Consider the following 22,517-nt stretch of genomic DNA (forward strand, 5'->3'; position numbering starts at 1 on the left):
TCCGCGGGCAGGAAAAACGCTTCATCACGTCAGATAGCGGTTGAACCAGGCGAGGGTGCGATCCCAGGCCAGATCGGCGGCGGCTTTATCGTAGCGCGGGGTCGAATCGTTATGAAAGCCGTGATTCACGCCGGGATAGATATGGGCCTCATAGATTTTTCCCTCCGCTTTTAACGCTTCCTCATAGGCCGGCCAACCTTCGTTGATTCGGGTGTCCAACTCCGCGTAATGAAGCAGCAACGGCGCTTTGATTTTGGCGACATCTTGCGGATTGGCCTGACGCCCGTAGAAAGGAACGGCTGCCGCCAGCTCTGGAAAAGCGACTGCCGCCGCATTTGATACGCCGCCGCCGTAGCAGAAGCCGGTGATCCCCACTTTACCGGTGGCGTCCGGGTGGCGCTGCATGAAGTCGATGGCCGCAAAAAAATCATTCATCAGTTTGGTCGGATCAACCTGCTGTTGCAGTTCGCGTCCCTTATCGTCATTACCGGGATAGCCGCCTACCGAACTCAGGCCATCGGGCGCCAGCGCAATGAAACCGGCTTTCGCCACCCGACGGGCCACATCTTCGATATAGGGGTTCAACCCGCGATTCTCATGCACCACCACGACCGCCGGAACCTTGCCTTTTGTCGCCGCGGGACGCACAAGATAGCCTCGCACGTCGCCATGACCGGAAGGCGAGGGGTAATGGATATATTCGGGAATAATGGCGGGATCGGTGAAGTCGACCTGTTGCGCCAACGCGTAATTGGGACTCAGCAAACTGAGCAGCGTCATGCCGGTCATTCCGCCGATGGCGAATTTTGCCGCCATAGAGACAAATTCACGCTTGGTGATCTTGCCATGCGCATAGTAATCGTACAGCTCAAGCAATTCCGGCGAGAAATCTTTTGCAGTCATACGTGCCATCGTCGATCCTCTATACTTTAGTTAATGGAAAGTTAAGGATGAGTAACTCACAAGTAACGCTGCTGGAAAGATAGCACGGGTTGTTTAGCGGGGCCAGATCGGGGTCTTTCGAACCTTCTGTGCGACAAGATTTACCATGAATGACCCTCTAAACAGGGACGGGCGCGGGAAAGGCCGGCGTTATTCCTCTTCCCGCTCGTCATTGGGTCGCTCCAGTACGCTGTAGGCCACTGCGCAAAACAACGAGTTCATGCGTTTCATATCACCCAATAAACCTAAATGCAGCGAGCTGGTTTCGATGCTCTGGACATTTTGCTGATGCAGGCGATCGACATGTGAATGGGAAAAACGGCGGGTGGTCAGGTTAAAACGATGTTTGGCGCGGCGTAGCCGTTTGGCGCTGGTGACGTCACGCGATAAAAACACCGATAAACTCAGACGCAGGTTATTCAGCAACAGTTCATGCAGGGTTTCCAGTTCCTGGAGTCCTTCGGGCGAGAACGCCCGCCGGGGCGCCAGAGACTTATCCGCGACGTCGCCGCTGATGCGTTCAACAATATCGCCGGCCTGCTCAAGGTTCACCGCCATTTCTATGATTTCCGCCCAGCGGCGCGAGTCTTCTTCCGGCAAATCTTCTTTCGGCATTTGGGCTAAATAGAGTTTGATGGCGGTATAAAGCACGTCAACGTCATCATCCAGCTTACGTATTTCACGCGCCTCACGCGGGACGCCGTGTATCACTTTGTTAAATGCGTTCAGCATCTGCTCCAGGACATCGCCTATGCGCAGCGTTTCGCGCGAGGCGTTGGCCAGCGCCAGCGCCGGGGTATCCAGCGCGCTGGTATCCAGATGTTTGGGTTTCAGCCGCAGATCGTTTTCCGCTTCGTCGGCGATCAGCCGCTTGCAGAGTCCGGCCATCGCGCCGGCAAAGGGCACCATGATGAGGCAGCGGATCAGGTTATAGAAAACATGGAAGAAAATGACCAGTTCTTCATCGTTCATCGGCAGTTTATCCAGCCAGTCCGCCAACAGATGCACAAACGGCAACACCAGCACGCAGCCGATGAATTTAAACAACAGGCTGCCGAGTGCGACCCGTTTGCCGGCGGCATTCGACGCGCTGTTATTGAGCACCGCCAGCAAACCGCTGCCGAGATTGGCGCCGATCACCAGGCAGAGCGCGACCTGAAACGAGATCATGCCGGTAGCGGTCAGCGTCGCGGTCAGCAGCACCGCCGCCAGACTCGAATAGCTGATAATGGCGAACACCGCGCCAATCAATGCATCCAGCATGATATCGCCGGTCAGCGAAGAGAAAATAACCTTGACGCCGGAAGCCTGGGTAATCGGCGTCGCCGCTTCCACAATCAGATGCAGCGTCAGCAGGATTAATCCCAACCCGATACTGACGCGGCCAAGCTGCCCGGCGCGCGACTGCTTGCGGCCGAGGAAAAACACCACGCCGAAAAAGATAAACAGCGGAGAAAGCCAGGAGAGATCGAAGGTGAGCAGGCGCGCCATTAGCGCCGTACCGACGTCGGCGCCGAGTATGATCACCAGCGCCGGCGTCAGGCCCACCAAGTCCTGCGCCACAAACGAGGCGACCAGCAGGGTGGTGGCGTTACTGCTCTGCACCAGCGCGGTAACGCCGATGCCGGCGATAAAAGCCAGCGGTTTTTTTTCCACGCTACGGCTCAGCACACGGCGCAATTCGGCGCCATACACGCGCATAATACCGGTTCGAACAATGTGTGTACCCCACACCAGCAATGCGACGGCAGAAAGCAAATTAAACAGAGTCAACAAAGGTTCAAGGCTCCTTGAGCATCGCTGACCGGCCAGATGTTTGGTCAGCCGGATGCCGATTTATAAGGGTTCCAATTTCCACAGGGTCTACGCGTTTTATGGCGCGAGCATTGATCGTCAGACCATCATCTTACCTAACTGTAGGACAGGAATGCCACCCGCGACGTAATCCGGCGCAATAGCTTGAAAAAAGCGCAATATCAGGTACATCAGCATGCTGAAAATGGCCTTCCCGGCGAGCGAATTATTTCTCGCCATCCCCACCAAATGTTATTTCATCGTCTACCTTTTTAAGGGATGTAGCCGCTTTATCAAAGGTGTATGATCGATGAAACAGCCGAAAGATAATGAGTGACCTATCTAAAAAAACAGATGATTTCTATCGCATAACCTATTGAATTTAAGGTATTACCGCATGGAGTTTAAAGATTACTATGCTGCGTTGGAAGTAGACCCCTCCGCCGATCTGAAAACGATCAAAACGGCCTACCGCAGGCTGGCGCGTAAATATCACCCCGATGTCAGCTCCGAACAGAATGCAGAAAGCAAATTCAAGGAAGTCGCCGAAGCGTATGAGGTGTTAAAGGACAGCGAACGTCGCGCTGAATATGATGCGTTACGTCAGCATCGCAACGATCCCCGTTTTTCAGAAACCCCGCCGAACTACGGTCGCCAGGAGCAAACCTGGCATAGCGCGCAAGGCAACCCCGGCGATTTTTCCGATTTCTTTGAATCCATTTTCGGCCGTCATGCCGCCGGAGGACAACGCGCTTCCGCTCATACGTCCCACGGCGCCCGCGGTCAGGATTTCGAGATGGAGGTGCCGCTATTTTTAGAGGAAACCTTAACCGAGCAAACCCGACCTATTTCTTACCATTTGCCGGTTTATGATGAGCTGGGACGACAGACCAAAGAAATCAGCAAAACGCTGAATGTAAAAATTCCCGCGGGCGTCGGCGATGGCGAACGTATTCGGCTGAAAGGACAGGGGAGCGCTGGCTTCGGCGGCGGCCCGAACGGCGATTTATTCCTGATTATTCGTATCGCGCCGCATCCGCTGTTTGATATCGACGGTCATGACCTGCATATCGTGGTGCCGCTGGCGCCTTGGGAAGCGGCGTTAGGCGCGACGATTGAAGTGCCGACCCTGACCGGCAAGATTGCCTTGACGATCCCGCCCGGCAGCCAGAGCGGCAGGCGATTGCGGGTTAAGGGGAAAGGACTGGTCAGCAAGCAGAAAGGGGCGGGCGATCTGTATGCCGTCCTGAAAGTGGTGATGCCCCCGAAACCGGATGAAAAAGCCAGCGCGCTGTGGAAACAGCTCGCCGAGCAGGCGGCGTTTAATCCTCGGGATGGATGGGAGAAAATATGATGACTGAAGAAATGACATTTACCATGGTGGAGCTGTGTCAGTCAGTGAATATTTCTCAGGACGAACTTGTGGAAGTTGTGGAACTGGGCGTCATTGTTCCTCTGCAAGCAGAGGAACCGGGTTGGGTTTTTGATTATCACGCGCTGAGCTGTCTCCGGCGCGCCCGGCGGTTACGGGCCGAACTGGATTTAGACTGGTCCGGCATCGCGATGACGCTGACGCTGCTGGATAAGATTGATGAGCTCAAAAAAGAGAACAATCAGTTGCGCAGACGTCTGGGGCGTTTTTTGACGGCATCTTAACGTCTAAAAAAAGGGGGTTCCGTATTTCCCGTGATATTCCCCGACGGATTTCAAGCTGAGGCTCATCAGGCGTCAGCTTGAAAGCGCAAGACGATACAAATCCACTTACGCGCTTAATGCCTTGCTTTGACAGATATAGTCATACAGGCGCTGTGTATCTGCTTTCGAACACAGACGCGTACCCTGGTTCAGGGTGGCCGCCGTCCCCGCGGCGACGCCGTAGCGCACCATTTCACCCAGTCCGGCTCCCGCCGCCAGCTTTAACGTCATTGCGCCGACCATGCTATCCCCGGCGCCCACGGTGCTCATTTTTTTTACCGGCGGCGGAACGGCCTGAATACAATCCTGGCGATCGACGGCCAGCGCGCCCTGCGGCCCCAGCGAAACCACAACCCGCTCGGCCGACCCTTTGCGTATCAGTTCAGATGCGGCGTTATAGACATCGTCGGGGTTTTCCAACGGGCGTCCCACCAGCGACGACAGCTCATTGTGGTTCGGTTTCACCAGCGCCAGTCCCCCCAGTTTCAGACAACCTTCCAGCGCGGCGCCGGAGCTATCGACGATGCAGCGTAATTCACGGGCCTGAGCCTGTTCGACTAAGTCGGTTAATTGTTCAACATCGCATCCCGGCGGCAGGCTGCCGCTGATAACCAGCAGTGCGCCCGGCGGGATCTTCAGTATGCGCGCCACTAACTGATCAAACTCGTCATGACTCAATTTGGCGCCGGGCATGACAAAGCGGAACTGTTCGCCGCTGTTGTCCGCGTGGACATGCAGATTCTGTCGCGTCCAGTCCTGCGCGCGCAGCGTTTCGGTTGCCACGCCTTCCTGTTCCAGTAACTCCGCCAGATGTTCGCCGGTCGGGCCGCCGATAGGGAAGATGGCGCAGGCTTTGCCTTCCAGATGAACAATGGCGCGGGCGACATTAATCCCGCCGCCGCCGGGTTCAAATACCGGCGCGGTGCAGCGCAGTTTCCCTTCGGGGTAGATTTTAGGGGTAGTGGTGGCGCAATCGAGGGATGGGGCGAGGGTGAGCGTAAAAATCTGGGGCATCATATATCCTCCATTCAGATTTACCTATACCCGTCATACTGCAAGTTGCCGGCGCGTACCTTGATGACCCGGCTCATCCTTAAGCCTCGCAACTTGAATTATTTCGGATATAAGTTTTTATTCTTTCAGGCCGTGGTTCCGTTGGCCGGCGTCAGCCGTTTTTCCGTCCTGATGATTATCTGATTATGTAGGAAGAATGCGTAAATTTCCTGTCGCTTGTATAAAACCATTTGAAATATAGGATCTTTTATTATCAATAGAAATGATATACCTGTCATCCCGACGCTTGTCCTGCATGAGGATAGGCATAGGAAATGATATGGTTAGCATTTGATGTAAGGCGGTTTTACGCGAATAAAACCCGCTCAGATGCAACTAATTATCAGGAATATTATTGCTATGCCTATTCGGATAATGCGGGTAGATTTTCAAGTCGATATGTTGGATAAAGCCGTCCTTGCATGCCATCGATCCCGCAGCGTTTTAAATACGCATGCTCAGAGTAATCCTGTACGCCCTCAACGATAATGCCGTTGCAGAATTTCTTTATATTTCCGATCAATGATAAGAAGATATAGTCTTCTTTGCATTTCATCATCTCATAATAGAAATTCTTATCTAATTTAATATAGCTGAAAATAGATTGACTCACGGCATAGAGATTGGCGTCGCCTTTGCCCATGTCATCCAACCAGAGTGGATAGCGTTCATAAAGCTTTGCCAGAAGCGGGTTGCGTTTTCCGTCATTGAGATTGGGGAATATCTCATTTATTTTCAGATGGGTGAACGGCAGGCCATCAAGCAAATCACTAGCGTACTGATTCTGCAACAGAAATACGGCCATGACAAAATCGATGTCTATCGTTACCAGCACGTTGTTATCAATGAAGTATGACTGTTTTGCCGAAATACATTCCAGTTGATCTATCAGTAAGTTTTGTTTTTCTGATGGGCTCATCTGTTGGCTGTGTTTCGTCGAGCTTAGCCCTCTATTTTTATATCTTGCCAGTAGTTCTACGGCGAACATCTTTTGCTGGAAATTATAGACAGGCTTGGCAACGTAGTGCCTCCTATCATCTATATCTAGTATTGAATCTACCATTGGCATAGTTTCCAGGTTAAGAATTTATGGCATATTATTGATCGATCAGTAAAACTGATCAATATGGCAATTATCGATTGATTAAAATTATTGATTTACCGATCGATATAGTTGTTTTGATAGGCCTGACCGTGAGGATGTTTTGAAATAACGCAGGGTTTGAAGTAATCGAAGAACATTAGTCATATGCAAGAAAGTATTGTTTATCAGTATATAATTAACAAAATCGAAGATTTTTTCATTATACTGTCATGTTGCGCGATTTACCACGACACTTTTATGCCTGCCTTGCCCAAATGCATGTAATAACTAATAATTAGTGAGCTAATTATTAGTTATTCACCACATGCCGCAAGCAAGATGTATGCCATTTTTCAGGCGACATTTTTGTCATCCATAAGGTCGGAATCTATGATGTTTGAGAGCTAATCTATGGAGGGGACGGCTTTATTCAGCCCTTGCGGATGCAGATCTTCGATTCTGTCATTGTTATAACAAGGTAGGCGCTATCTTTTCGTTTTTTTTAATTTCTTTTTTGTAAATAACCGATTATGAGCACTATTTATATAGTGCCTGATGAATGCATAGGCAACGATTAACGCCAATACTGATAATATGATTAATTCGCTCATTTTTTTAATATCGGTAGAGTGTCAAGTGTATAGGTAGGGTAGATATACCCCTGTATTCCTTCTATGCCGCAGTTTTTTAACAGATAATATTCTGAGTGGGTTTGCACTCCTTCAATAATGATGCCATGACAGTATTTTTTAATGTTTTCCACTAGTACGGATAATGTATAGACTTTTCGGCTTCTTATCATTTCCCAGTAGAAAATCTTATCCAACTTAACATAGTCAAAGGTTGATTGACTGACGGCGTAAATATTGGAATTTCCGCTGCCGAAGCCTTCCAGCCAAAGCGGGTAGCGCTCATAGAGCGTTGCAAGTAATGGATTGCGTTTCCCGTCATTGAGATTAGGAAAACTTTCACCTATCTCCAGGCAAATAAAGGGTAAGTGGTCTGTCAAGTTTCTGGCTTCCCGATCCTGGGATAAAAACATCGCCATGGTGAAATCGATGTTTATCGATAAACGTATATTATTTTCAATAAAGTAACGTTGTTTTTGGGTGATAGATTCCAATTGGTCCATAAGTAACGCTTGTTTTTCAGCGCGACTCATTTGCTGAATGCGTTTTTCCGAGCATGGCCCCTCATCGTTAAATCGGGTAAGCAGCTCCATTGCGAATATCCGATTCTGACAACTGTAAATCGGTTCTATAACATAGTGCCGCCTAGCGCATGATATTGAATTAGCAGTCATCGCGATTCCCTGGGGTGGCCAGTTTCGACCATTATTGATCGATCTATAAAACTGATCAATATAAATATATTTACCTGTAAAACTGATTGATTTTCCGATCGATTTTAGCTGTTTGATAGGTCAATCCTTTGATCGGGCTAGAAAAAAAAGATCGCCGTGAATTTGCAAAGAATGGACAAAAAAATTGAATAAAAAAGTATTATTCCGCTGGCCGCAAGCAAGCCTGGTGACTTGCTTCACAGTTTTTTGGAAGGTTTAGAGATATTTTTCACTACCATTCATATTCAGCAACATTCAATTTTTTGCAAGTTGAATCACCTACTGTATGTAGTACTTTCAGTTATTTCCTATGCGCTTATACAGAATGTGATGTATCGATTATCGATTTTTATATAACAATGAATTGTTGACGCGCGCTTATGGCGGATTTTGCGCCCGGCCGTTTCAATGGCCAGGTGATTGGGGGTTTAGTGATTTGTTGGCGGAGACATTGCAACAATTATGCCCATTTAAGCGGGGTGCTTACGATTTTATTTATTCGATTTTCTTATTTTATATTAGCCGTCAATGCGCGAGGTTTATGTCGATCCCGGTGAAAAACGTGGCTATTCCTTGGCGTGCGCATTCTGATTGTTTTCCAAAATGGATATCGCGGTCATCATGCCTTCCCGGTCTTCTTTTTTTCCCATTGCGCTGAGTTGCACATACATTAAATCGAGTAGCGTTCTGGCATTGATTGGACGCTCTTGTTGGCAAACCGAGATTACGGCCTGGCCGATAATTCGCTCGACGCGTGAACGTTGCGCCGGATACCAGGATAAATTATGAATATTCATTGAAGCTCTCCGACTTTTCTAATTGGTCATCATAACATCATTTGCCGCCGACCGCGGAAATGATGCCGACGATGGTGAATGACGGGAAAAAGGATATCGGGAGAGAAAGTGATGTTTATCATCAGCATGAGTGGATTTCGCGTCTTTTCTATCCGGCGTTCTAAATAAATTTAACCTAAGGTTGTTTCTCCTCACGGCGCTTTTTGAACTTGTCAGAAATAAAGTCTTGCTATAAAAATTCATTCGTGCGTTAATGAGTCATCGGCCTGGAATACAGACCTATTTATGAAAGACATTGTAATTAAGCGGTTCCTAGTTCAAGCGATGCACCCAGTCTCTTATCCGACGAATTTCCTTCTTATAAGTGCCCATAAGTAATCACTGTGACAGACCATCTCCGCCCTATAGTGGCTATCTAAATATATAAAGGAAATTTTCTATGTCTAATAAAATGACTGGATTGGTAAAATGGTTTGACGCTGGCAAAGGTTTTGGTTTCATCACCCCGACTGACGGCAGCAAAGATGTTTTCGTTCACTTCTCCGCCATTCAAGGCCAGGGTAACGATTACAAAAGCCTGGACGAAGGCCAGAAGGTTGAGTTCAGCGTTGAAAGCGGCCAGAAAGGCCCATCAGCAGTTAATGTCAGCGTAATCTAAAGGTCTTCGGCCGATGATGATGGCTCCGGCGTTCTTCGTCTGCGTTTAACTCTCATCGCTGAAAATACCTGATTATGCATAAGCCCCGCAGAGATTCTGAGGGGCTTAATTATTTCTATCGTTACTACTCCTCTCCCTGTAATGAATCGGGTATGATGTCCGGCACGGTTACCGACGGCCGGTAGGATTCGTTCACTTCTTTTGACCCCCTCCATAACCAGCCCTCCCTGCCTGTTTTTAGCTCGGGGATTAAGACGGTTAAATCGAATTTCGTACAGCATGGCAACTATATACGATAAGCAGTGTCACAGTTGTTGTAGCGCGACGGAGCGATGCTTTATGCGATACGCACTATGGTCACTGACAGACGAGTCTCATGAAAATTAAACAAAAATTTACCCGATCGTTACTCCATCCGCGTTACTGGTTCACCTGGTTTGGTTTAGGCGTTCTATTCCTGTTGGTTCAACTGCCTTATCCGTTACTGATGAAAATCGGCAGTAGCGCCGGCCGTTTTTCCCGACTTTTTCTAAAACGCAGGGTGTCCATCGCCCGGCGTAATCTTGAACTGTGTTTTCCCAATATCTCAGTTGAAGAGCGAGAGGCGATGATCGTCAATAACTTCTCTTCACTGGGGATGGCGCTGGTGGAAACGGGGATGGCCTGGTTTTGGTCGGATCGCCGCGTTCGCCACTGGTTTGATGTATCGGGACTGGATAATTTGCAGCAGGCGTGTGCCAAAGGGCAGGGCGTGATGGCGATTGGCATTCACTTTATGTCGCTGGAGCTGGGCGGCAGGGCGATGGGGCTGTGTCAGCCGATGATGGCGATGTACCGTCCCCACAACAATAAAGTGATGGAGTTGGTGCAAACCTGGGGCCGCTCGCGTTCCAACAAGGCGATGATCGAGCGTCGGGATCTGCGCGGCATGGTGCATGCGCTGAAACGCGGAGAGGTGGTATGGTTTGCTCCCGATCAGGACTATGGTCCGAAAGGCAGCATTTTCGCCCCGTTCTTTGCCGTGAAAAATGCGGCGACCACCAGCGGCACCTTTACGATTGCCCGCCTGGCGAAGCCGTCAATGATCACCATCGTCTTAATCCGTAAGCCGCGGGCTTCCGGGTATAAGCTGGTGATTCAGCCTGAATTACAGGATTACCCCTACCACGACGAGCATGAAGCCGCCTGCTATATGAATAAGGTGGTGGAAAAAGAGATCATGCGCGCACCTGAGCAATACCTTTGGCTGCATCGCCGCTTTAAAACGCGACCGAGCGGGGAAGTCTCGCTATATGCCTGATCGGAATAATGATTTTGTTGGGTAAAGTTTGAAATGCGCGTCGAACGGTCAAATTTTTCTTCTTCTATTCCCTTCCTGCCGTTTTGATTTCGTCGCTCAGTTACTCAACCATCTAAAATGGCTGCCCGCGGGCAGCCATTTTACGCTGAGCGGATAATGGCGCGCGGTAAACCTCATTTCGCCGTTGGCGATAGGTAAATAGTCTTGCTGATCAGTTGAAATGGACGCCGGGGAAGCAGGATAATCAAAGGCTTCGAATAATTCGGCAAAACTTTGCTTTTTTGCAGCGAACGGGGTAATCGTTTGCGTGCATAATCTCGGGGTTCAGGGTGTGTCGGCGGTACTGACGCATACTCAGCGCAAGACTGGGCGAACAGCCTACGATTTACCTTAATAATAATGGCATTTCAGGGGATAACAGCATGTCAAATACCACTCGTCAGGCTGATGATGCGGCACGTCCGCATGGCGCGCTTGATGCATTTTTTAAAATAACCCAGCGTGGCAGCAACGTCCGTCAGGAAGTCCTGGCCGGGCTAACCACATTTCTGGCCATGGTCTACTCGGTGATTGTCGTTCCGGGCATGTTGGGCAAGGCGGGCTTTCCGCCGGCAGCCGTCTTCGTCGCAACCTGTCTGGTCGCCGGATTGGGTTCACTGCTGATGGGGCTGTGGGCGAACCTGCCGATGGCTATCGGTTGTGCGATTTCTCTGACCGCCTTCACGGCATTTAGTCTGGTATTGGGTCAGCAGATTAGCATTCCGGTGGCGTTGGGGGCGATTTTCCTGATGGGGGTTTTGTTCACCCTCATTTCCGCCACCGGGATCCGTACCTGGATCCTGCGCAATCTCCCGCTTGGGGTGGCGCACGGCACCGGAATCGGTATCGGTTTGTTTTTACTGATTATTGCCGCCAACGGCATCGGTCTGGTGATTAAAAACCCGATTGATGGTTTGCCGGTGGCGCTGGGCGACTTTACTTCTTTCCCGGTTATCATGGCGTTGCTGGGGTTGGCGGCCACCATCGGGTTGGAAAAGCGTCGCGTTCCGGGCGGCATTTTGCTGGTGATCGTCGCCATTTCCATTCTCGGTCTGATCTTCGATCCGAATGTGAAATATCAGGGCTGGTTTGCCTGGCCGAGTCTGAGCGACGAAAACGGCACTTCTCTGATTTTCAGTCTGGATATTCTGGGCGCGTTGCAGCCGGTCGTGCTGCCCAGCGTGTTGGCGCTGGTGATGACGGCGGTATTTGATGCGACCGGCACGATCCGCGCGGTTGCCGGTCAGGCTAATCTGCTGGATAAAGACGGACAAATCGTCAATGGCGGCAAGGCCCTGACGTCCGACTCCGTCAGCAGCATTGTTTCCAGTCTGGTCGGAACATCGCCGGCGGCGGTCTATATCGAATCCGCCGCGGGTACGGCCGCCGGCGGTAAAACCGGTCTGACCGCAACCGTCGTCGGCGTACTGTTCCTGCTGATTCTGTTCCTGTCCCCATTGTCTTATCTGGTACCCGGCTATGCGACGGCGCCGGCGCTGATGTATGTCGGTTTGCTGATGCTGGGCAATGTGACGAAACTGAATTTTGACGATTTCGTCGATGCGATGTCAGGTCTGGTTTGTGCGGTGTTTATCGTGCTGACCTGCAACATCGTGACCGGCATTATGCTGGGATTCGGTTCGCTGGTGCTGGGGCGCGTTTTCTCCGGCGAATGGCGCAAGCTGAATATCGGCACCGTGCTTATCGCGATTGCGCTGGTGGTGTTCTACGCCGGCGGCTGGGCGCTGTAAGCCGCTTCGAATCCGGGGGGCGGCGCTCCCCGGACGTCTGCCATATCCCGTCTGCGGTTATCGCCGCGTCTCCTCCCGTCCGAACGCTTTGCCGGCGTACTTTAACGCCGCGTTGGGCGCGCGTTTTCCCCCAGGTTCATCATCTTTTTATGGCGCGCGGCGCTTCCATTGGTTATCAGTTGAAGTTGGCTATGGGAAAATACGAAAAATATAAAATTTTCCTCTCAGACGTTCATTTTAGTGACAGAATAGATACGTTAAATATTCAGTAGCGTCTCATGGGACTGGCGGCGGTTAAGCGTTTTCCCATCAGGACGATTTCACTTGCCGTTTGGGCGCTGTCCGCGTCCAAACTGGCTGCCAATAACGCCCGCTGGGCTGGGATAGGCCTTAAGCCGATTTTTAATGTTGCAGGAGAGAGTCTAAGGAAAGCATGGAAATCTTTTTTACTATTCTTATTTTGACCTTGGTGGTTTCTCTATCAGGGGTGGTTACCCGAATTCTACCTTTTCAGATACCTCTCCCATTAATGCAGATTGCCGTCGGCGCCATCCTTGCCGTACCGCAGTTTGGTTTGCACGTTGATTTCAATCCCGAGCTGTTTATGGTGCTGTTTATTCCGCCGCTGCTGTTTGCCGACGGCTGGAAGACGCCGACGCGTGAATTTCTCAAGCACGGGCGCGAGATTATTAGCCTGGCGCTGATTTTGGTATTGATTACCGTGGTGGGGGTGGGGTACTTCATCTACTGGATGGTACCCGGCATGCCGCTGATTGCCGCTTTCGCGCTGGCTGCCGTGTTGTCGCCCACCGACGCCGTGGCGCTTTCCGGTATTGTCGGCGAGGATCGTATCCCGAAGAAACTGATGGGGATCCTACAGGGCGAAGCATTAATGAACGATGCATCCGGTCTGGTGTCGCTGAAGTTCGCCGTCGCCGTCGCCATGGGCACCATGGTGTTCAGCGTTTCCGGCGCCACGCTGGCGTTTATTAAAGTCGCATTGGGCGGGTTGCTGGCCGGCGTGGCGGTGACCTGGCTGTACAGTAAATCATTGCGCATTATCAGCCGCTGGAGCGGCAATGACGCCGCAACGCAAATCGTGTTGCTGCTGCTGTTGCCTTTCGCCGCCTATCTGATCGCCGAGCACATCGGCGTTTCCGGCATTCTGGCGGCGGTCGCCTCCGGGATGACCATCGGCCAGTCCGGCATCATCCGCAATGCGCCATTGACGATGCGGCTGCGAGCGAACAGCGTCTGGTCGATGCTGGAGTTTGTGTTTAACGGCATGGTGTTCATCATGCTGGGTTTACAGTTGCCGGGCATTCTGGATACCTCCATCACCCAGGCGGAGCTGGATCCGACGGTGGAAACCTGGATGCTGTTTACCGATATCGTGGTCATTTACGCGGCGCTGTTATTTCTGCGTTTTGGCTGGCTCTGGATGATGAAAAGATACAGTCTGCATATCCGGAAAAAGAAACCAATGGTATTCGCCGAATTCACGACGCGCGAATTATGGATATCCTCTTTCGCCGGCGTACGCGGCGCCATCACGCTGGCCGGCGTGCTTTCCATTCCTTTATTGCTGACCGACGGCACGGCTTTCCCGTCACGCTATCAACTGGTGTTCATCGCCACGGGCGTCATCCTGTTTTCTCTGCTGTGCGGCGTATTGGCGCTGCCGCTGCTATTGCGCGGGATTGTGGTGGCGGATAAAGCGGTCTACCTCAAAGAGGAAAGGATGGCGCGCAGCGCCGCGGCCGAAGCGGCGATTACCAGTCTGCATAAGATGGAGGAGCGTCTGGCCGCCGATCGTGAAGAAAATATTGACGAGCAGGTACTGAAAGAGGTCAGCGCCCGGGTGGTCGGCAACTTACGTCGGCAGGTGGCGGGGCAGAGCGATATCGAACACAGCCTGATGATTGAGAATCTGGAGCGCCGTTTTCGGCTGACGGCGCTGAATTCAGAGCGCGCCGAGCTATATCATCTCCGCGCCACTCAGCAAATCAGCAACGAAACGCTGCAAAAAATGTTGCGGGAGCTGGATCTGCTGGAGGCGGTGCTGAGCGAGAACGAGTAAATAAGGCGGATCGTCACGTCCGCCGTCCGCTGTTTTTTTCTTTCCCGATCGTCCCCATCGCTTTGGCGGTGGGGCTCTTTGCTCAATCCTTACATTCAAAACGCCCTGTTCGATTGTAAATGTCTTGTCACTAAATGATAATGATTGTTATTATCTGGCTAATAATACGAAGATGATACTTTCAGCCCCTGCCGTTTGCGGCTGGCGTGGGGAAATATCGCGGCTTGTTATGGCCGACTGAAATAATAAATGGGTATTACCCATAATTAAAATATGTGAATAGCGACGTTTAGCAGGGGAAAAAAATGCGTGTACTGGTGGTTGATGACGATTCCGTATTGTGCCATTGGTTAGGGTCTAAATTACATTCACATGGCCATTCCTGCCGTATGGTTCACGATGGCGCGCATGCCTTAAAAGCAATAAAAGATGAAGTCTATGATGTCGTGCTGCTGGATAGAATGCTGCCGATTATGGACGGCTTTACCGTATTGCGTGAATTACAGGGGTCGCGTCACCCGCCGATTATGTTGCTTTCCGCATTGGACAGAGATGTCGATCGGGTGATGGGATTAGAACTGGGCGCGGAAGATTATCTTGGCAAACCGTTTAATTTTAATGAATTAAGGTTGCGTCTCGATATTATGGCGCGGCGCGGCAAACGTCATGCGGATAATGCCGCTGTTCTGACGTTTGAAGATTTGCAGCTTGACCGCCTGCAACGGGTCGCCTGGCGCGGCGGTCAGCGTATCGAACTGACCGATAAAGAAATTAAGTTATTGATTATATTAATGGAAAATCCCGGTCAGGCCATTACCCGCACCATGCTGCTGGAGCGGGTCTGGGGCTATCATTTTGATCCGCAGACCAATTTAATTGATGTGCATATGTCGAAACTGCGGGCAAAAATCGATAAGGGTTTCCCGCGGCCATTAATTAAAACCCTGAGGGCGATGGGGTATGCATTAGGTTCTGTTGATAAGGATAGAACGGATGTCGGCAGCTACACTGAATAAAATAAAAATAAAGAAGCTGGGTCTGCGCTGGCAAATAAAAATAAAACACTGGCAGTTAGTCGGGGCAAGCCAATACCCTGGCTTTGTCTGTACGGCTAATTTCAGGCAAGCGATAACCATTGTTTTTTTATTCTTATTAATGATGCTGATGAGTATTATCGGCTTCAGTTCACTCAGTGAAACCTTAATCCGCACGCATGTCCGCGAAGTTATTCTGGGCAATATTTATGATTATTCCGCGCAGTCGCGTTTAACCGACGCCGACAGCCTGATTGCGCAGCTTCGTCAGGATAATTTGGCCGGCAATGATGAATTGCCGCTATTTCTGGTGATGGATAAAAGCGGCGATATCCTCTATAACAACCATCCGCTGAAAAATCCGCACAGCACCCGCTGCAAGATGGACGTCGCATGCCTGAAAGATATCCTTTCCAGTAAAAACGACCCTAATCTGATCGGCCTGTCCGTCATGTTGAATGACGGCGGCGTGTTATTTACCGCCTATAATATCCGGCCAATGCTGGAGCGGGTCAGGACGATCCCGCTGGTGGCCGGCGCCGGACTGTTCGTCGTGCTGTTGTTCTGTCTGTTGGTCAGCCGGCATTTCAGCCTGCGAAGTTTACGCAGCGTGGAGCAGATCCGTTCGGCTTTGCATCGTTACAGCACCGGCGAACAGCAGGTCAGAATGCCGCTCTCCCCCTATGGCGATGACTTCGACAGCCTGAGCGCGGATATCAACCAGAACCTGGAGCGCATTGAACGCCTGATGGAGCAGGTGCGCAGCACCTCCAGCCATATCGCCCACGAGCTGCGCACGCCGCTAACCCACCTGCAAAACCGGTTATTCAACCTGACCGAGCGCGCCGGTCTGGATGCCGATATCCGCGACGAATTGAACCTGGCGGTGGGCGAGGTTCATAACGTTCTCGGACTGTTCCGCACGGTGATGCGGATTGGGGAAATTGAGAGCGGGCGCTGTATCCATCAGTTCGAACAGATTGAAGCGCGGCAACTGCTGGAAGACGTTATCGAATACTATCAGCCGCTGGCGGAAGAGCGCGGCTGTCGTTTTCTGATAGAGATTAAGGCCGGCATCCAGCTGTTTGCCGATCGGGCGCTGTTGTTCCAGGCGCTGGCCAACCTGGTGGAAAATGCGCTGAAGTATGCCGCGCAGGGCAAAGAGATCACCCTGGGGGTGAAGCTCTATCAGGGCTGGATCGCGCTGAGCGTCGCCGACCGGGGGCCGGGTATTCCGGCGGTGCAGCATCAGAAGGCGCTCCAGCGTTTTCAGCGGCTGGAGGCCAAGCCGCAGCAGTCCGGTTATGGGCTGGGCCTGTCATTGGTGAAAGCGATCACCGACCTACACGGCGGCACACTCTGTCTTGAGTCTGCTAATCCGGGATTGACGGTCTATTTATGCCTCAAGCGTTGTTAAATTCGTATTATTCCCCGGTAAAAAACCGCGAATTCATTAACATTGCACTTGCTGTGACTTTATGTTAACCATTGATTTATATGATTAATCTTTCGCGTTAAAAGATTAATTAATATTAATGTTCTGCTTCTTGTCGTTCTTGATAATAAGTCTCATTATTAGCCCTGTTAGCATCATGGCCCCCGTTAATCGCCATGATTCCTTTGGCAGCGGATAAGAGACCTTCCCCATGAATAATATGAAAACCAAACTGCGCGCTTTCCTGCGCGATGAAAGCGGTGTGACGGCAATCGAATACGGCATTCTGGCGGCGGCGATGGCGGCGGCGATCGGCGCTATTTTCGGCAGCGACGGTATTTTTGTGCAGGCGCTGAATGAGAAATTCCGTGAAATCGCCGATCAGATCACCGGCGCCGGCACCAGCAGCTCCGCGTCGGGAACGGCGAAATAAGTTCAGTGGCCGCGTCTTACACGCACTGGCTGCAAACGGCATTGCTGGCCGGATGTCTGTTGTGGTGCGTCTGTAGCGACTTGCTGGCGCGCAAGATCCCTAATCAGGCGATAGTGATCTTACTGGCGGGCTGGCTGGCTTTCAGCGCGCTGGACGTTCTGCAATCCGGCGCGTTCGACAAGCCGAAGCTACAGCTTGCGCTGTGGGCGTTGCCGGGCGCGGCGGTGGTGCTGATTGTCGGTTTCCTGCTTTTTCTCACCGGCAGGCTCGGCGCCGGCGACGTCAAGCTGATGAGCGTTTTATGCCTATGGGTGGGGCATGGACATCAGATCGTCTTTGTCATGATCACCGCACTGGCCGGCGGCGTGCTGGCGCTGGGGTTGCCTTTACTCAATACCGTACCGACCGCGGTTGCGATGGGGATTCAGATAACCAACCGGATGTTTAAAAGCCGGTTACCCATGCCGCCCGCGTTGCCGGCCAATCTGTCGCAGGGCATCCCTTACGGGCTGGCGATTGCATTCGGTGCGACGTACGTCCTGATTTTTCCCTTGTTTTAATTCTGTCGCTGTTGTTAAGACGCGCACGGCTTAGGTAGGCAAATTGAATGAAAGTTAACTCTACATACGTACTGTCAGGGGCGTTGATCCTGGCAGGGATTGTGGCGCTGATGGTGCGCAGTCATTTGTCATCCCCTCCGCCGGCGGCGCCGATCGCGGCAAAAGCGCCGGAACAGGCCGCGGTGCTGGTGGCCGCCAAAGATCTCCATCCCGGTGATTTCCTTGATTCATCCTCGCTGCGCTGGCAGGTCACTACAGAGCCGGTTTCACGCACGTTCAATTTTATCCGCGGCAAAGACAGCCAAACGCTATTGCTGGGCGCCACGCTGCGCGAGACGGTTGCCGAGGGAACGCCGTTAACCAGCAATGTGGTGGTCAAGCCGAATGAACCGGGTTTTGTCGCCGCGGTATTGCGTAAAGGCATGCGCGCCATCTCGATTCCTACCAATGCGGTAGCCAGCAACGCGGGTCTGGTGGCGGCCGGCGACCGGGTAGACATCATCCTCAGCCTGAAAAAAGACGACCAGCCGGGCCAGCCGGCGAGCAGTACGCAAACGGTCGCGTTACCGCTGCTGGCGTCGCAAACCATCGTGCGCGATTTGCGTGTTCTGGCGCTGAATAATCAAACCGATACCGACGTTCGTCCCCGGCAGGATGTGGTGCTGGAAGACAGCGCTGAAGAGACGTCGGGCCGCAGCCGCGCAAACGCCGGCAACAACCGGCCGCGCGCGGTGAGCTACCAAACGGTCACGGTGGAGGTCACGCCGGAACAGGCCGAGGTGCTGGCGGTGGCGAAAGAGGTCGGCATGCTGCATCTGGCTTTACGCAGCTCGACGCCGGACGAACAGGACGATCGCCGCCAGGATACGGCGCCGCGGGTCACGACGCTCTCGCAAAGCACCAGCATCTATAACGGCCTCTCCGGCGACGGTCATCAGGTTAAGGTCTACCGCGGGGCTGAGAAAGATGTACTGACGTTTCCATCCCGATAGCACGAATCGCCAGCCTGTGAATAACCAGAAGGTTGCGCCTGGAAAAAATGAAGCCCTTACGGAAATTAAGTAAATGACGATGTTTTCCTTATTTTTGAAAACGAATTTTTTGCGCATGCAGGATAAACGCTCCGGCGCCGTGATTGCCGCGCAGCCCGTCCCGCCGTCTGTTCACGGCCGGATCGCCCGCCTGTTCATCTCAACCGTGCTGGCGATGGCGTCGCTGCCCGTCACGACGTTCGCCGCGGGGATTTCTGAAGTCGCGGAAACCAACGTGGTTCACATGACGGTGCATCAGGGGCGTTTATTACAACTTGAGGCGTTGCCTGACAGCGTGCTGGTAGCCGATCCGAACATCGCCAGTTTCGAACTGCCTTCGCCGGGCAACCTGTTTATTTATGCCAAGAGTGTCGGCACCACCACCCTGTATGCCATGGATGAAAACGGCAATGTCATTAATGCGATCCGCATCGTTTCCGAACACGATCTGAAAGCCCTGGCCGAACGCATGAAGCGGGAGTTCCCCGGCGCGGATATCCAACTGGAAGCCGGCATCCCCAGCGGCGTCATTGTGCGCGGCAGCGTCGATACGCCGCAGGATGCCAAGCGGGTCATCGATAGCGTGCAGGCTTATATCGTCGCTTCTTCTTCATCCTCATCCTCTGCCGGCGGCGCGGGGGGAGGCGGCGGCGGCGGCGGCGGACAAGGGTTGCCCGGCAGCAGCGAAACCTCCGGCAAAGTCATCAATCAGTTGAAGATCAAAACGCCTTCGCAAATCAATATTCGCGTTCGGGTCGTGGAAGTCTCCCGCAACCTGACGCATGAGCTGGGCTTCAACTGGGAAGCATCGCTTAACCGGGGCAGCGCCAACTTCGGTCTGGGTACCGGGACGCTAAGCGGCTTTTTTGATTCCAGCACCGGCGCGTTTACCGGCGCCGACGGCAGCAGCTTCTTCGGCGCCAATGTCGGCGGCGGCGAAGGCTCGCTCAGCGGATTGCTGTCCGCGATGAACAAACAGGGCATGGCTTCCGTGCTGGCGGAGCCTAACCTGACGGCGATGTCCGGCGAAACCGCCGCTTTCGCCGCCGGCGGCGAAGTGCCGGTGGTCATCATTACCAATAACAACGTCAATATCGATTACAAAGCCTACGGCGTGATCCTGCGCATGACGCCGACCCTGCTGTCCGCCAACCGCATCAGCCTGCATATTGCGCCGGAAGTCAGCGAGCTGACCTCGGTAGGCTCGGTGACGCTGGATGGCGGCTCGACCATTCCGGCGCTGACCGTGCGCCGCGCCGACACCACGGTGGAGCTGGCCAGCGGGCAGAGCTTCGCGCTGGCGGGGATGTTGCGCAGTTCCAACAGTCAGACGGTGACCGGCGTGCCGGGGCTGAGCAGTATTCCGGTGATTGGCCGCGCCTTTGAAAATGAATCATCAAGTCATGAAGAAACCGAACTGGTGATCATCGCCACCGCCTATGTGGTGGAGCCGGTGAACGCCGGCGATCTTCAGATGCCGGGGCAGGGCGTCAAAACGCTCGACTCCGTGATGCCGAGCTATGGCGCGGTGGGCTACCTCTACTGAACCTGATGATGAAACGGTGAAAAAATGAATAACCAGAATAACGCAATGAAATCGTCAGCCAATCCGCTCTGTCGCCTGACGCTGTGCGCCGTCTGTTTATTGCTGGCGGCCTGCGGCGACAGGTCGATGAACGACCAGCGTATGCAGCGTTATGCGCAACCGGCGCTGACGCCGATTGAGGTGCGTCCCTCCTCGCTGGCGGTCACGCTACAGGTGGCGGCGAACGGGCGCGGCTTTACCCCGGAATCGCTCAGGCAGCTCAACGTCATGCTGAAAGACCAGGGGCGGCTATCCAAACAAACGCTGACGCTGATCCCCCGCAGCGCGCGCGGCGAGCAAATGGCCGGGCGGCTGGCCGGCGTGCTGAAAAACGCCGGCGCCGAGCCGCAAAAGGTGAAGCTGATGCGGGTGTCTTCCGCCGGCGGCCAGTCCGGCGATCTGGAGGTGATTTCCGAAGCGCTGGCGGTAAAAACCAGCCGCTGTCAGGTGAACGATCCCGACCTGCTGATGGTGAAACCGTTTGAAGGCGTGGGCTATCTGGGCTGCGCGACGCAAAACAATCTGGCGATGATGGTGGCGGAGCCCCGCGATTTGATTCAGGCGAAAACGCTGGATGACGCGGACGGCGTGGCGGCGGTCAACAGCATCGAACGTTATCAGGCCGATGATGTGAAAGAGCTCATCGATATTAACTTTGATGAAGATTAAGGGAGCGGCGAGCCATGAGTGAAATGACCCTGGTTGACGGCGAAGAGCCGAGCGCGCCGCTGGCGGCGTTTGTCCGTGCCGGTGATGACGTCGCCGACCTGTGCGACCAGTTCACGCGCCTGAAACAGCAGCATGTTCCGGTGATGGCGGGGGGGATTGCCGCCGCGCGCGCCTGGTGCGAACAGAATGTTCCGCCGCAGATTTTGCTGGTGGATTTGGAAGACACGCATTGGCCGTTGCCTGAACTGGAGGCATTGCTCGGCATCTGCGGCCCCGCGACGCAGGTGATCGCCACGGGGAAAGCGCAGGATGTCGCGCTGTATCGCGCCCTGCTGCAACTGGGCGTGGCGGACTACCTGCTCAAGCCGTTCACGCTGGATCTGCTGGCATCGACGCTGGCGAAATGCGAAGGCCGCCAGTCGGGGCCGGAATATGCCCGCATGGGACGCACCATCGCGGTGGTCGGCGCCAGCGGCGGCTGCGGCGGCAGTACGGTGGCCATGGGGCTGAGCCGGCTGCTGTCCGGCGAACGTCATTTGCCGGTGGCGCTGGTGGATTTCGATCGCCGCAACGGCGATCAACTGCTGTTGCAGGGACAAAACGCCGATGCCGGACTGGCCGCGGTGCTGGCAACGCAGGAGCTGGATACCCGTTTGTTGCAGCGCGCCATGCTGCGCATCGACTCGCGTTTGCATCTGCTGGCGCAGAAACCCGAACTGGGCGAATTAAGCCCGGTGGAGGTGGACAACGTGCTGAATCTCGGCGGCGCGCTGTGCCGCATGTTCAACCAGGTTATCTGGGATTTACCCAGCAGCTACCCGCCGGGGGCGCTGGATGTGCTCACCTATGCGGATTTACGCATCATCGTGACCGAACTGACGCTACAGGATGCCCGCAATATCCGGCGCGTGCTGCATGAAATCGGCGATGAAAGCGAGGGACAGCGCCTGCTGCTGGTGCATAACCAGAGCCGTTTCGCCGGCACATCGCCCCTGAGCCGCGAACAGTTCGAGCAGTTTACCGGGCGGAAGATCGATGCCGTGCTGCCGCATGCCGGTCATGCGCTGGCGCAAAGTCTGGCGCTGGGCGCGCTGAACCTGGCGGCCGCGCCGGCGTTTCAACAAGGGTTGCGCCAGCTCGCCGATCTGGCCTGCGGCGTGCGCGTTAAACCGGTGGAAAAACGCTGGTTTTCACGCTGGCTGAAACGGGCATGAAAATCATCGCCATGTTTTATC

General features: G+C 53.3%; 20 protein-coding genes. 14 read left to right on the plus strand and 6 right to left on the minus strand.

Translation table 11 applies throughout. From position 1 onward, the window contains the following. Positions 1-24: 24 nt before the first annotated feature. Both yghX and ABRZ26_RS10530 read right to left on the minus strand, forming a co-directional pair. Complete coding sequence (gene yghX / locus ABRZ26_RS10525) at positions 25-912, minus strand: YghX family hydrolase (RefSeq protein WP_319604212.1); 888 nt, start codon at positions 910-912, stop codon at positions 25-27. Positions 913-1,092: 180 nt separating this feature from the next. Further along, entirely contained in the window at positions 1,093-2,718 is a 1,626-nt protein-coding gene (locus tag ABRZ26_RS10530; RefSeq protein WP_319604213.1) for a Na/Pi cotransporter family protein, read from the minus strand. 415 nt (positions 2,719-3,133) lie between these two features. On the opposite strand from ABRZ26_RS10530, the gene cbpA reads away from it, so the two are divergent. Both cbpA and ABRZ26_RS10540 read left to right on the plus strand, forming a co-directional pair. Beyond that, the gene (gene cbpA, locus ABRZ26_RS10535) at positions 3,134-4,090 is read left to right on the plus strand and encodes a curved DNA-binding protein (protein WP_319604214.1); all 957 of its coding nucleotides are present in this window, start codon (positions 3,134-3,136) and stop codon (positions 4,088-4,090) included. Beyond that, on the plus strand, positions 4,087-4,392 hold the full coding sequence (locus tag ABRZ26_RS10540) for a chaperone modulator CbpM (RefSeq protein ID WP_319604215.1): 306 nt from the start codon (positions 4,087-4,089) through the stop codon (positions 4,390-4,392). Before cbpA ends, ABRZ26_RS10540 begins: the two co-directional genes overlap by 4 nt. Before the next feature lie 105 nt (positions 4,393-4,497). Here ABRZ26_RS10540 and pfkB read toward each other — a convergent pair whose 3' ends face one another. From pfkB to ABRZ26_RS10560, 4 genes are all read right to left on the minus strand, one after another. Beyond that, on the minus strand, positions 4,498-5,445 hold the full coding sequence (gene pfkB, locus ABRZ26_RS10545) for a 6-phosphofructokinase II (protein WP_319604279.1): 948 nt from the start codon (positions 5,443-5,445) through the stop codon (positions 4,498-4,500). A 403-nt stretch (positions 5,446-5,848) separates the two neighbouring features. Next, positions 5,849-6,553, minus strand: a complete 705-nt coding sequence (locus ABRZ26_RS10550; protein WP_319604216.1) for an EAL domain-containing protein — start codon at positions 6,551-6,553, stop codon at positions 5,849-5,851. 622 nt (positions 6,554-7,175) lie between these two features. Beyond that, positions 7,176-7,871, minus strand: a complete 696-nt coding sequence (locus ABRZ26_RS10555; protein ID WP_319604217.1) for an EAL domain-containing protein — start codon at positions 7,869-7,871, stop codon at positions 7,176-7,178. A gap of 605 nt (positions 7,872-8,476) precedes the next feature. After that, positions 8,477-8,707, minus strand: a complete 231-nt coding sequence (locus ABRZ26_RS10560) for a YnaE/YdfK family cold shock protein (RefSeq protein WP_319604218.1) — start codon at positions 8,705-8,707, stop codon at positions 8,477-8,479. A gap of 439 nt (positions 8,708-9,146) precedes the next feature. Between ABRZ26_RS10560 and cspA the strand changes: the two genes are divergently transcribed. The 12 genes from cspA to ABRZ26_RS10620 all read left to right on the plus strand — a co-directional run bounded on the left by cspA (position 9,147) and on the right by ABRZ26_RS10620 (position 22,496). Further along, the gene (cspA, locus tag ABRZ26_RS10565; protein WP_009114380.1) at positions 9,147-9,365 is read left to right on the plus strand and encodes an RNA chaperone/antiterminator CspA; all 219 of its coding nucleotides are present in this window, start codon (positions 9,147-9,149) and stop codon (positions 9,363-9,365) included. 376 nt (positions 9,366-9,741) lie between these two features. After that, complete coding sequence (gene lpxP, locus ABRZ26_RS10570; RefSeq protein WP_319604219.1) at positions 9,742-10,665, plus strand: kdo(2)-lipid IV(A) palmitoleoyltransferase; 924 nt, start codon at positions 9,742-9,744, stop codon at positions 10,663-10,665. Positions 10,666-11,087: 422 nt separating this feature from the next. Beyond that, entirely contained in the window at positions 11,088-12,455 is a 1,368-nt protein-coding gene (locus ABRZ26_RS10575) for an NCS2 family permease (protein ID WP_319604220.1), read from the plus strand. Positions 12,456-12,888: 433 nt separating this feature from the next. After that, a complete protein-coding gene (locus ABRZ26_RS10580; RefSeq protein WP_319604221.1) occupies positions 12,889-14,535 on the plus strand; it encodes a Na+/H+ antiporter in 1,647 nt (548 codons plus the stop codon). Positions 14,536-14,840: 305 nt separating this feature from the next. Continuing rightward, complete coding sequence (locus tag ABRZ26_RS10585) at positions 14,841-15,551, plus strand: response regulator transcription factor (protein ID WP_319604222.1); 711 nt, start codon at positions 14,841-14,843, stop codon at positions 15,549-15,551. Beyond that, on the plus strand, positions 15,529-16,986 hold the full coding sequence (locus tag ABRZ26_RS10590) for a sensor histidine kinase (RefSeq protein WP_319604223.1): 1,458 nt from the start codon (positions 15,529-15,531) through the stop codon (positions 16,984-16,986). Before ABRZ26_RS10585 ends, ABRZ26_RS10590 begins: the two co-directional genes overlap by 23 nt. A 229-nt stretch (positions 16,987-17,215) precedes the next feature. After that, a complete protein-coding gene (locus tag ABRZ26_RS10595) occupies positions 17,216-17,437 on the plus strand; it encodes a Flp family type IVb pilin (protein WP_319604224.1) in 222 nt (73 codons plus the stop codon). Positions 17,438-17,442: 5 nt separating this feature from the next. Further along, positions 17,443-17,997: an A24 family peptidase gene (locus tag ABRZ26_RS10600; protein WP_319604225.1), complete on the plus strand. Its 555-nt coding sequence runs from the start codon at positions 17,443-17,445 to the stop codon at positions 17,995-17,997. A gap of 47 nt (positions 17,998-18,044) precedes the next feature. Next, on the plus strand, positions 18,045-18,989 hold the full coding sequence (gene cpaB / locus ABRZ26_RS10605; protein WP_319604226.1) for a Flp pilus assembly protein CpaB: 945 nt from the start codon (positions 18,045-18,047) through the stop codon (positions 18,987-18,989). A gap of 73 nt (positions 18,990-19,062) precedes the next feature. After that, complete coding sequence (locus tag ABRZ26_RS10610) at positions 19,063-20,574, plus strand: type II and III secretion system protein family protein (RefSeq protein WP_319604227.1); 1,512 nt, start codon at positions 19,063-19,065, stop codon at positions 20,572-20,574. Between the two features lie 24 nt (positions 20,575-20,598). Then, positions 20,599-21,282 (plus strand): CpaD family pilus assembly lipoprotein, encoded by a 684-nt coding sequence (locus ABRZ26_RS10615; protein WP_413556171.1) that lies wholly within the window; start codon positions 20,599-20,601, stop codon positions 21,280-21,282. A gap of 14 nt (positions 21,283-21,296) precedes the next feature. Then, positions 21,297-22,496: a CpaE/TadZ family protein gene (locus tag ABRZ26_RS10620; RefSeq protein ID WP_319604228.1), complete on the plus strand. Its 1,200-nt coding sequence runs from the start codon at positions 21,297-21,299 to the stop codon at positions 22,494-22,496. The last annotated feature ends 21 nt before the right edge of the window (positions 22,497-22,517 follow it).

This window comes from Brenneria sp. L4-2C (genome assembly GCF_040240335.1).
Lineage (GTDB): Bacteria > Pseudomonadota > Gammaproteobacteria > Enterobacterales > Enterobacteriaceae > Brenneria.